This is a genomic window from Mesorhizobium sp. WSM4807, assembly GCF_055811615.1.
This window is the reverse complement of the sequence record NZ_JBVVQY010000015.1, coordinates 167,812-176,253: the sequence shown is the minus strand read 5'-3', so window position 1 is coordinate 176,253 and position 8,442 is coordinate 167,812. Positions and strand designations below refer to the sequence as shown.

Genomic DNA, 8,442 nt, shown 5'->3' with positions numbered 1-8,442 from the left:
GAGGCACCGCCAGACGAAAGAGGCGGCAAACAGATATGTTCAACCTACCGCCACCGCGCCACATCTCGACTCTACGCTTTCTGTCCGTTCAGATCGATGACGGCAATGCGAGCTTTCCACCCTGAGCGGCCCTCGGCTCCGGTACCAAGTGTCAGATTTTGACCACTAGCAGCACGGCGCCGCATCTGGAGCACAATGAGGCGCTCCCCTTGGTCTAGTATCGGGTCTTTGACCTCACTGGGGAAGGAAAGCCCGCGCTCCTCCTCCGAGCGCGGGCCGACCGGCTGCTCCCGATCTGCAGTGGGCTGGCTGGGCGGGGGTTGGCCTATCCGAATAGGCGGCCTAGTGTTCTGCCGGAAGCGGCTCGTGCTCCGGCTGGGCATGATGAAATACCTGCCCGAAATCGCGCGCGTCGAAAGTCTGCCCACAAACCGGGCAGGGGATGAAGTGTTTCGATTCGTCCTCTACGGGGCCAGCGTGCGGCTTGCCTCTGTGGCCGGTCCCAAGGATGTCAGTTCTGACCCGCTTCATCTCTTCGGAGCCATCGGAATGAGCACACTAGTGGTGAAAACCTGACGCTCGGTACCCGCAGGGTATGGCAGGAATCGACCCGGAGACCCTTCATGTAGCGAAATAGAAGGAAGGGCGGTATTTTGAGCGATTGAGTCACCTTGGAGGATGCTCATGTCTCTAGATGTCATTGGCGCGGGCTTGGGTCGCACCGGCACGTATTCGCTGAAACTGGCATTGGAGCATCTTGGATTCGGGCCTTGCCACCATATGGCAGACGTGAATGCCAACCCCGAACAGAAAAAGCTGTGGCGCGCCGCTGGCCAAGGACAACTCCCGAACTGGGATCTGGCATATGCCGGCTATCGTTCCGCTGTCGATTGGCCAACGGCGCATTTCTGGCGCGAAGTGAGCGATCACTACCCTGATGCTAAAGTTGTTCTCACAGTTCGTGACCCCGAAGCCTGGTATGACAGCGTGGCGCAAACAATAGGACTTTCGATGGACGCTGCCAGCAATGACCCACAGTCCTTTGGTGTGGCAGTAGTTGGCAATGGTGTCTTTGGAGGTCGCTTTAATGACCGTCATCATGCAATCGCCGTCTATGAAGAACATAACGCTACGGTGAGAGCAACGCTGCCGCCCGAGCGCCTTCTTACTTATCATGTCTCCGAAGGGTGGGGGCCGCTTTGTGCCTTTCTCGGTGTACAATTGCCTTCGGAACCGTTTCCCCGAACCAATTCGACTGCCGAATTTCGTGCTCGCATGGGGCGCTGAACGACCGGTTGCCACCTGGAGCCGCCTTCTGCGCCGGGTACCAAGCGTTAGGCTTTCACCACTAGCAGCAATGGTGTTGTTTCTGGCTGCTGACGAGAGCGCACTCTGGGTTTGCTGGTGTGGATGCTATTTCGAGCGTATTCTCTTCCTTTGGGAAACAAGCCAGGTCGACCTCGATTGGCGGTCGCTTGCGCTCGGCCGCCCCGCTCGGGAGGAGCCTCTGATTGCGATGGCGCGCTTTGCTCACCTTGCCCTTCTCGCCGTCGCCTTGGGATTGTTGCCTGGAATTGCACTGGCTGGGGAGCCTTTCGTCCCGAGCTGGATCAAGAATGATCCCGCAGCCAAGACAGTGGCCATAGAGATTGTTGCCGATTGGAACCAAGTCGAGCGGTACCGCAGGGACAACATCCGGACCGACATTATCGACTTCAACGGTTACTGGGGCGGCAATCTCACCATCGTCGTGCCAGCGGAATGGTCGGTAAAGATCGAGTTCATCAATGGCTCCTCGTCTTTCCGGCACAGCCTGATGCTGACCAGGGTCTACGCTCAGTCAGAGATGCCGGTGAAGTTGACGCCCGAGGATGCGATCTGGGGGGTGTACACCGATCCGCCAGAGGGAATTAAAATCAATGAGCGGAGGCAACTCAACTTTGTTGCGCAGCAGGCCGGTAGCTATTTCCTCGCCTGCGGGAGGCAAACGCATCTAATGGACGGACATTGGATCGGTTTCGGGGTGAGAGACAGCATCGAGCAGGCCGTGGCAATCATAGACGAAACCAAATTTCCGCAGGAGCAGCCCCCAGGACGGCCTTAGGGGCTAATCGAACCTTCCCCGTCCCTGATATCCGCGTCACGCGAGCAATTGTAGTCTCGGCCCGGGACCTCGACTGAGAATCAGCCGAGGCGGTGGCTGGCTGATCATGGTGACTTTCAACGCACTGGACTTTTTCGACTGGTGGGCTCCGTGAGCTGCGAGATGTCTGGACGCGGTTTGTCCCGAAGCAAAAGCGCTCATTTACCAGCGGCTGGATTGTCAACATGGCGCACGATGGTATCCAAATGGTTCAACTCACTTTGCGCCTCAGTCGATTGGTGGCCCCAAACTGTCAACCCTTATACAGGAAAGCCCATCTCCAGGGACGATCCGCTTTGCGCACATTTCTAAACTAGACCAAGGAGCTCTTCAGATGAAAGTACTACGAGATAGGTTGGTTGGAAAGACTTTTAGCAGCTTGGTGAAGTCACTGGATACATGTTCAATAATGTTCTCGGTGGAAGTGCAATTACCGTATACACGGCCATCAAAGCATACATTATGATTAAAATTACTCCAGATATTGTCACCGACGTTACTGACGAGCAAAATGGAGTTTTGTTAACTTTTGGAGAAGACTCGTGGATATTGATTTCTACAGATGATGCCGTCATATCGTCTCCGGAAATTTCGTATTTCAGGACACTGATGGAACTCACATTGTGGAGACCGTCTAGCGGTGCTGTTGCTCACGGCGCTGCAGATGCTGCTGGCTGGCACCACATTCCCCTAAGCGACAAGGGCAACACTGTACGGTTTGGTCGTTCTGGGCGCTGTCATGGCGCTGCGCGAACGGCGGCTGCAATGAGGAAGGACAGGGGACGATGAGCGTCATGGTTATGAGTAAAGGGGCGCCGACATCGGCGGACGATTTTCTAACCGGGCTGAAGGGGCAGCGCGTGCTGGTGACGGCAGGTGCCGGCGGTATCGGCTTGGCCATTGCCGACACGCTGTCGCGGCTCGGCGCGCGTATCGTCGTCTGCGACGTTTCCGACGAGGCGCTGATCGCCGCTTCGGACAAGATCGCCCTCGTCGCCGCGGTCAAGGCCGATGTCTCGCGCGAAGACGACGTCGACCGGCTGTTCGAGACCGTCAACGAAAAGCTCGGCGGCCTCGACGCGCTGATCAACAATGCCGGCATTGCCGGGCCGACCGGCGGCGTCGACGAAATCGAACCGGCGGACTGGCGGCGCTGCATCGACGTCTGCCTGACCGGCCAGTTCCTCTGCGCCCGGCGTGCCGTGCCGCTGATCAAGGCGGCGGGCGGCGGCTCGATCGTCTCGATGTCGTCCGCCGCCGGCCGCCATGGTTACGCTTTCCGCACACCCTATTCGGCGGCCAAGTTCGGCGTCATCGGTTTCACGCAGAGCCTCGCCAAGGAACTCGGGCCGCACGGCATAAGGGTCAACGCCATCCTGCCCGGCATCATCGAGGGACCACGCATCGACAAGGTCATCGCCGACCGGGCCAAGCAGCTCGGTGTTTCGAACGAGGAGATGACGGAGCGCTATCTCCAGAACATCTCGCTGCGCCGCATGACCAGCCCTTATGACGTCGCCGCGATGGTCGCCTTCCTGTTGTCCGATGCGGCGATCAACATCTCCGGCCAGTCGCTCGGCGTCGACGGCAACGTCGAAACCCTATGAGGAGCCCGACCATGGTGAAAGTAGCAATTGTCGGCAGCGGGTTCATCGGACGGGCCTGGGCGATCAGTTTTGCCCGCGCCGGTCATGACGTACGGATGTGGGACCAGTCGCCGGCCGCGACGACCGGCGCGCATGATTATATCGCCGGCGTGCTCGGCGACCTCGCTGCGAACGATCTGCTGCGGGGACAGGCAATCGACGCCGTGCTTGGTCGCATCGCCGTCGTTGCTGAGCTGGAAGAAGCGCTGGCCGATGCGGTCCATATCCAGGAGAACACGCCCGAAAGCCTCGATGTGAAGCGCGAGGTATTCTCTCGGATCGATGCAATTGCCGCTCCGCAAGCGGTGATCGCCAGTTCCACCTCGGCGTTGCTGCCGTCGAAATTCACCGACCATCTGCAAGGGCGGCACCGCTGCCTGGTCGTGCATCCGATCAATCCGCCGTATCTCATCCCAGCCGCGGAAGTCGTGCCGGCGCCATGGACCTCCCCCGAGATGGTCGAAAGGACCCGCGCCTTCCTCGTCGCCGCAGGCCACGCGCCGCTGGTGATGAAGCACGAGCTCGACGGCTTCATCATGAACCGCCTGCAGGGCGCGCTGCTGGAGGAGGCTTTTCGTCTTGTCGCCGACGGCTATGCCAGCGTCGAGGACGTCGATATCGGCATTCGCGACGGGCTGGCGCTGCGCTGGTCGTTCATGGGGCCGTTCGAAACGATCGACCTCAATGCGCCGGGCGGTGTACGCGACTACGTCGAGCGCTATCAAGCAATCTATTCCAACATTTTTCCGCAGACGCTGCGCCGCGTTGACTGGGCCGGCGAGGTCATCGAAACGGTAGAGGCCGACCGCCGCAAGCGGCTGCCGCGGGAAGAACTCGGCGAACGGCAGGTTTGGCGCGACCGCCGGCTGATGGCGCTGGCGGCGCACAAGAAAAAATCGGATCAGGAGTTTGGAAGATGACGGAAACAAGCCGCAAGCCCGGCGCCCAGCTGCCCAAAGGCAAAGTTATCATCACCTGCGCGGTGACCGGGGCGATCCACACGCCGACCATGTCGCCCTATCTGCCGATCACGCCGGACCAGATCGCCGCCGAGGCGATCGCGGCCGCGGAGGCCGGTGCGGCGATCCTGCACCTGCATGCCCGCGACCCCGAGACCGGCAAGCCTGACCAGACGCCGGCGGCGTTCGCCCGCTTCCTGCCGCGCATCAAGCAGGCCACCAATGCCGCCATCAACATCACCACCGGCGGCAGTCCCTACATGAAGGTCGAGGAACGCGTGCGCCCGGCCGCCGAGTTCAAGCCTGAGGTCGCCTCGCTCAACATGGGCTCGATCAATTTCGGGCTCTATCACCTCGTCGACAAATACGAGACTTTCAAGTTCGACTGGGAAAAGCCGCATCTGGAAGCGACGCGCGACCTTGTCTTCCGCAACTCGTTCAAAGACATCGAATACATTCTTGCGACCTGCTACGACAACGGCACGCGCTTCGAGTTCGAGTGCTACGACATTGCCCATCTCTACAATCTCTCGCACTTTGCCGATCGCGGGCTGGTCAAGCCGCCGTTCTTCGTGCAGTCGGTGTTCGGTCTGCTTGGCGGCATAGGCACGCACCCCGAAGTCGTCGCCCATATGAAGCGCACCGCCGACCGGCTGTTCGGCGACCAGTTCCGCTGGTCGGTGCTCGGTGCCGGCGCCAGCCAATTGCGGATCGCGGCCCAATCGGCAGCGCTTGGCGGAAACATCCGCGTCGGGCTCGAAGACAGTCTGTGGGCCGGCAAGGGTAAGCTTGCCAAATCGAACGCCGAGCAGGTGGTGCTTGCCCGCAAGATCATCGAGGGGCTTGGCATGGAAGCGGCGACGCCCGACGAGGCGCGCGAGATCCTGTCACTGAAGGGCGGCGACAAGGTCGCGTTCTGAGGCGGCTCGCGAGATCTGGGCTTATGACTGTGACATCGCGACTGGTGCTGCCAGCAACCGGCGCACCTTCGCCCGCGTCGACACCGGCCGGGGTGGCGCTGCCGATGGGTCGACCGTCGATGCCGAAGGCTTCCTCTGGCATGCCCTCGTCTACGACGGCCGGCTGGTGCGCTATGCGCCCGATGGCAGCATCGATCGCGTCATCGACATGCCCGTCAAGAAGATCACCAGCGTGATGTTCGGCGGACCGAAACTCGACACCCTCTATGTGATCTCGATGGCAAACCGCCGTTACCGCGCTTCCCCGGCGATGGCGTCCTGCGCGGCAGCCTGTTCGCAATAACCGGCCTTGGCATCAAGAGCGTTGCGGAACCACGCTTCGCCGGATGACGGCGGCTGCAAAAGGGGATAGAGGCGAATAAGGAAAACGAGCGCTCGCTCGATTTCTAGACGATGGCGGTCACCTCGCTTCGCTGAGAGTTTGTCCATGAATTTCGACATTCCAGCCCGCACCGAAGATTACCGCGTCCGCATTGCCGACTTCGTCGAGCGTGAGATCCTGTCGCTCGAGGCCGACAAGATGTCCTATGACGCCCATGGAAATATTGCCTTGCCGCTGCTGGAGGCGCTTCGCGCCAAGGCGCGGATGGCGGGCTTGTGGTGCCTGCAGCTCAAGCCCGAAACCGGCGGCGCCGGTCTCGGCAAGATGGACATAGCGGTCTGTTACGAGGAGATGAACCGGTCGATCTTCGGACCCGTGGTGTTCAATTCGGCAGCGCCCGACGATGGCAACATGATGGTTCTGGAGGCGCTCGGCACGCCAGCACAAAAGGAAAAATGGCTGAAGCCGATTGTCGAGGGCAAGGTGCGCTCGGCCTTTGCCATGACCGAACCGCACCCCGGCGGCGGTTCGGACCCTTCGATGATCATGACGCGTGCGAAGCGGCGCGGCGACAAATATGTCGTGACCGGCCGCAAATGGTTCATCACCGGCGCGGAGGAGGCCAGCCATTTCATCCTGATCGCGCGAACCTCGGACGACCCGCGCCATGGTCTGTCGGCTCTGATGTTCCACAAGGATCAGCCGGGCTGGCGCATCATGCGCCGTATCGAGATCATGGGCCCGGAGGAGCATGGCGGGCATTGCGAGCTGGAATTCGATGGGCTCGAAATTCCTGTCGAAGACATGCTGGTCGGCGAGGGCAGGGGCATGAAGGTGACGCAGGTGCGGCTCGGCCCGGCGCGGCTTACCCACTGCATGCGCTGGCTCGGATTGTCCAAGCGCTGCGTCGAGATCGCGCGCGCCTACGCTGCCATGCGCCATGGTTTCGGCCAGCGCCTCGCCGACCGCGAAAGCGTCCAGCTGAAGCTCGGCGACCTTGCCATGCGCATCGAGATCGGTCGCATCCTGGTGATGAAGGCTGCGTGGGAGTTGGACCGCGGCGGCTTTGCCCGCAAGGACGTGTCGATGGCCAAGGTCCAGGTCGCCAATGTGCTGCATGACGCCGCCGATGTGGCGATCCAGATCAATGGCGCGCGGGGCTATTCCAAGGACACCGTGCTCGAATGGATCTACCGCTATGCGCGCCAGGCGCGGCTGGTCGATGGCGCCGATGAGGTCCACAAGATGGTGCTGAACCGTTTCCTCAACGAGGAAGAGAGCAGCTTCTGGCGCTGGACTGTCGAAGGCGAGGCATAGGCGACGCGGGGTGGCATCTCAGGAGGAAAAGATGCCGTTGAATGCGGATTTCGATCCTGCGGCATTGAAGGGCTTTCTCGCGAACCGCTTCGGCGATGCTGTAATGACGCTCGAGCGGATCGGCGGCGGGCAGTCCAACCCCACCTATTTCGTCGACTATGGTGCGCATCGCATGGTGCTGCGCAAGAAGCCGGCCGGGCCGATCCTACGCGGGGCGCATGCCGTCGACCGCGAATTCCGCGTGCTTGAAGCGCTCGCACCGACCAACGTCCCGGTGCCGCGGCCGGTGCTCTATCACGACGGTGTCGAGCCGCTCGGCACGTCCTTCTACCTGATGGAGCGGCTGGATGGTCGCGTCTTCCATGACTGTTCGCTGCCTGGCCTCGTCCCCGCGGAGCGACGCGCCATCTATTTCGGCATGGCCGAAGCGATGGCGAAACTGCATGCTGTCCGTCCCGACGAGGTCGGCCTCGGCGACTACGGCCGGCCCGGCAACTATTTCGAGCGCCAGATTGGCCGCTGGACCAGACAGCTCAGGGAATCGCCGAGTGACAGAATTCCGGCTCTCGAAGCGGTCGCCGACTGGTTGCCGCAGCATCTGCCTGCGGATGATGGACGCGTGTCGATCGCCCATGGCGACTTCCGCCTCGGAAATCTGCTGTTCCATCCCGGCAAGCCGGAGGTGATCGGCATTCTCGATTGGGAGCTGTCGACGATCGGCCATCCGCTCGCCGATCTCGGCTTTTGTTCGATGACCTGGCATTCGACCCCGGACGAATATGGCGGCATCCTCGGCCTCGATCATGCCGCCCTCGATATCCCCAGCCAGCGCGAATTCCTCGACCATTATTTCGCGCACGCCGTGCCCACTGCGCCCCTGGAACGCTTCCACCTGGTTTTTTCGCTGTTTCGTTTCGCGGTGATCTTCGTCGGCATCGCCGACCGGGCGCGGGCAGGCAGCGCGGCGTCGGCCGATGCGGCCGGCAAGTGGCCTCTCGCCGGTCGCTTTGCCGCACGTGCTCAAGAGATCATCCAAGGAGCGAGACCGTGGAGTGGCTCCTGAGGGAGCGTTCGC

The 8,442-nt window shown here is 61.3% G+C and carries 10 protein-coding genes; all 10 read left to right on the top strand.

What is annotated here, in order from left to right; translation table 11 throughout:
- Nucleotides 1-366 precede the first annotated feature (366 nt).
- Nucleotides 367-576: a hypothetical protein gene (locus AC0L3N_RS20665; protein ID WP_473549281.1), complete on the top strand. Its 210-nt coding sequence runs from the start codon at nucleotides 367-369 to the stop codon at nucleotides 574-576.
- A gap of 108 nt (nucleotides 577-684) precedes the next feature.
- On the top strand, nucleotides 685-1,287 hold the full coding sequence (locus tag AC0L3N_RS20660; protein WP_473549280.1) for a sulfotransferase family protein: 603 nt from the start codon (nucleotides 685-687) through the stop codon (nucleotides 1,285-1,287).
- Between the two features lie 70 nt (nucleotides 1,288-1,357).
- Nucleotides 1,358-2,104, top strand: coding sequence for a sulfocyanin-like copper-binding protein (locus AC0L3N_RS20655; protein ID WP_473549279.1), 747 nt, complete (start codon nucleotides 1,358-1,360; stop codon nucleotides 2,102-2,104).
- Nucleotides 2,105-2,542: 438 nt separating this feature from the next.
- Nucleotides 2,543-2,932, top strand: a complete 390-nt coding sequence (locus tag AC0L3N_RS20650; protein ID WP_473549278.1) for a hypothetical protein — start codon at nucleotides 2,543-2,545, stop codon at nucleotides 2,930-2,932.
- A gap of 11 nt (nucleotides 2,933-2,943) precedes the next feature.
- Complete coding sequence (locus AC0L3N_RS20645; RefSeq protein WP_473549290.1) at nucleotides 2,944-3,750, top strand: SDR family oxidoreductase; 807 nt, start codon at nucleotides 2,944-2,946, stop codon at nucleotides 3,748-3,750.
- A gap of 11 nt (nucleotides 3,751-3,761) precedes the next feature.
- Nucleotides 3,762-4,709, top strand: coding sequence for a 3-hydroxyacyl-CoA dehydrogenase (locus tag AC0L3N_RS20640; RefSeq protein ID WP_473549277.1), 948 nt, complete (start codon nucleotides 3,762-3,764; stop codon nucleotides 4,707-4,709).
- Nucleotides 4,706-5,668, top strand: coding sequence for a 3,5-dioxohexanoate:acetyl-CoA acetone transferase (gene kce, locus AC0L3N_RS20635; RefSeq protein WP_473549276.1), 963 nt, complete (start codon nucleotides 4,706-4,708; stop codon nucleotides 5,666-5,668). The genes AC0L3N_RS20640 and kce overlap by 4 nt, the downstream gene beginning before the upstream one ends.
- 13 nt (nucleotides 5,669-5,681) lie before the next feature.
- Nucleotides 5,682-6,011, top strand: coding sequence for an SMP-30/gluconolactonase/LRE family protein (locus tag AC0L3N_RS20630; RefSeq protein ID WP_473549289.1), 330 nt, complete (start codon nucleotides 5,682-5,684; stop codon nucleotides 6,009-6,011).
- Nucleotides 6,012-6,155: 144 nt separating this feature from the next.
- Entirely contained in the window at nucleotides 6,156-7,367 is a 1,212-nt protein-coding gene (locus tag AC0L3N_RS20625; RefSeq protein WP_473549275.1) for an acyl-CoA dehydrogenase family protein, read from the top strand.
- A 31-nt stretch (nucleotides 7,368-7,398) separates the two neighbouring features.
- Nucleotides 7,399-8,430, top strand: coding sequence for a phosphotransferase family protein (locus AC0L3N_RS20620; protein WP_473549274.1), 1,032 nt, complete (start codon nucleotides 7,399-7,401; stop codon nucleotides 8,428-8,430).
- Nucleotides 8,431-8,442: the final 12 nt, after the last annotated feature.

Bases quoted from the DNA above. Each gene is read 5' to 3' on its own strand.
- AC0L3N_RS20625 (WP_473549275.1), top strand. From the start codon at position 6,156: ATGAATTTCGACATTCCAGCCCGCACCGAAGATTACCGCGTCCGCATT.
- AC0L3N_RS20645 (WP_473549290.1), top strand. From the start codon at position 2,944: ATGAGTAAAGGGGCGCCGACATCGGCGGACGATTTTCTAACCGGGCTG.
- AC0L3N_RS20650 (WP_473549278.1), top strand. From the start codon at position 2,543: ATGTTCAATAATGTTCTCGGTGGAAGTGCAATTACCGTATACACGGCC.
- AC0L3N_RS20620 (WP_473549274.1), top strand. From the start codon at position 7,399: ATGCCGTTGAATGCGGATTTCGATCCTGCGGCATTGAAGGGCTTTCTC.
- AC0L3N_RS20655 (WP_473549279.1), top strand. From the start codon at position 1,358: ATGGTGTTGTTTCTGGCTGCTGACGAGAGCGCACTCTGGGTTTGCTGG.
- kce (WP_473549276.1), top strand. From the start codon at position 4,706: ATGACGGAAACAAGCCGCAAGCCCGGCGCCCAGCTGCCCAAAGGCAAA.
- AC0L3N_RS20660 (WP_473549280.1), top strand. From the start codon at position 685: ATGTCTCTAGATGTCATTGGCGCGGGCTTGGGTCGCACCGGCACGTAT.
- AC0L3N_RS20640 (WP_473549277.1), top strand. From the start codon at position 3,762: ATGGTGAAAGTAGCAATTGTCGGCAGCGGGTTCATCGGACGGGCCTGG.